1 pseudogene is annotated in these 861 nt (G+C 50.3%); it reads right to left on the reverse strand.

The annotated features are described in order from the left end of the window. Window positions 1-241 (reverse strand): annotated as a pseudogene (locus DVK07_RS19890) (hypothetical protein); the annotation flags it as partial. Window positions 242-861: the final 620 nt, after the last annotated feature.

The raw sequence follows: 861 nt of genomic DNA on the forward strand, positions 1-861 counted from the left end.
TGATCCCGACGCCGTATTTCGCCTCGCCGCCGTAGTACCGGATGGCGAGGCCGTGCAGCCACTCGTGAGGAATGACGAAGACAGTTGCCAATACCAGGATAATGAGAACGTCTAGGGCGTTGGTCCACCAACTGATTCCGGGCGCAAACCGAAATGTCGCCGGATTTCCAGTACCGGCTTGGTAAAGGCCGCTCAGTGCGACCGCTGCGATAACGAAGCCGAGTGTGGTGAGCGCGGTCATCTGGATGGTGAGTCCGCGCGTCAGTTCAAGATCCGCGAGCAGCGTCTCCGGATCACTGGTATCGGCCGAAGCCCTACCATTGAATCACTTATCAATCGGTTAACTGTACGGGTCAGCCGATCTGTCTCGGCAGCTTACTGACCGGCAGTGTAGACTTCTGCCCAGAGATATGCGGTTCCAATAGCTGCGTAAAGGAGCCCCAAAACCATCGGTAGCCATTCACTTTGTAGGGCGAACGATCCCACTTGGAAAAGTCCTAAGCTGACCATTGCCGCCCCGATAAGCGCCTTTAGCCGTCTCTGTTCCATATATTCAATGTGGTTGGCTTTGTTGAAATTCTCAGCAGGTCCTATATTCTGCCCTGGCCCCGGTCAGTACAGGGATACACATCCCGTAGCCAGTCTTAATCTTCCTGTAACTTGTTACAAGTACTGTATAAAATACAGAGAATGGAACACGTATTGGATCTGTTGAAATCCTCTACTAGTGAACCCCCAACTCATCTGCGGTCAATACAGGCACATTATGTTGTAACGCTACTGAATGCCTTTTTCAAAATTGGAGTGATAACTATGAATCCGATAAAGATTGCAATAACGTAGGAAATAAATTCAATACCA

Source organism: Halorubrum sp. Atlit-26R (assembly GCF_003666015.1).
GTDB lineage: Archaea > Halobacteriota > Halobacteria > Halobacteriales > Haloferacaceae > Halorubrum.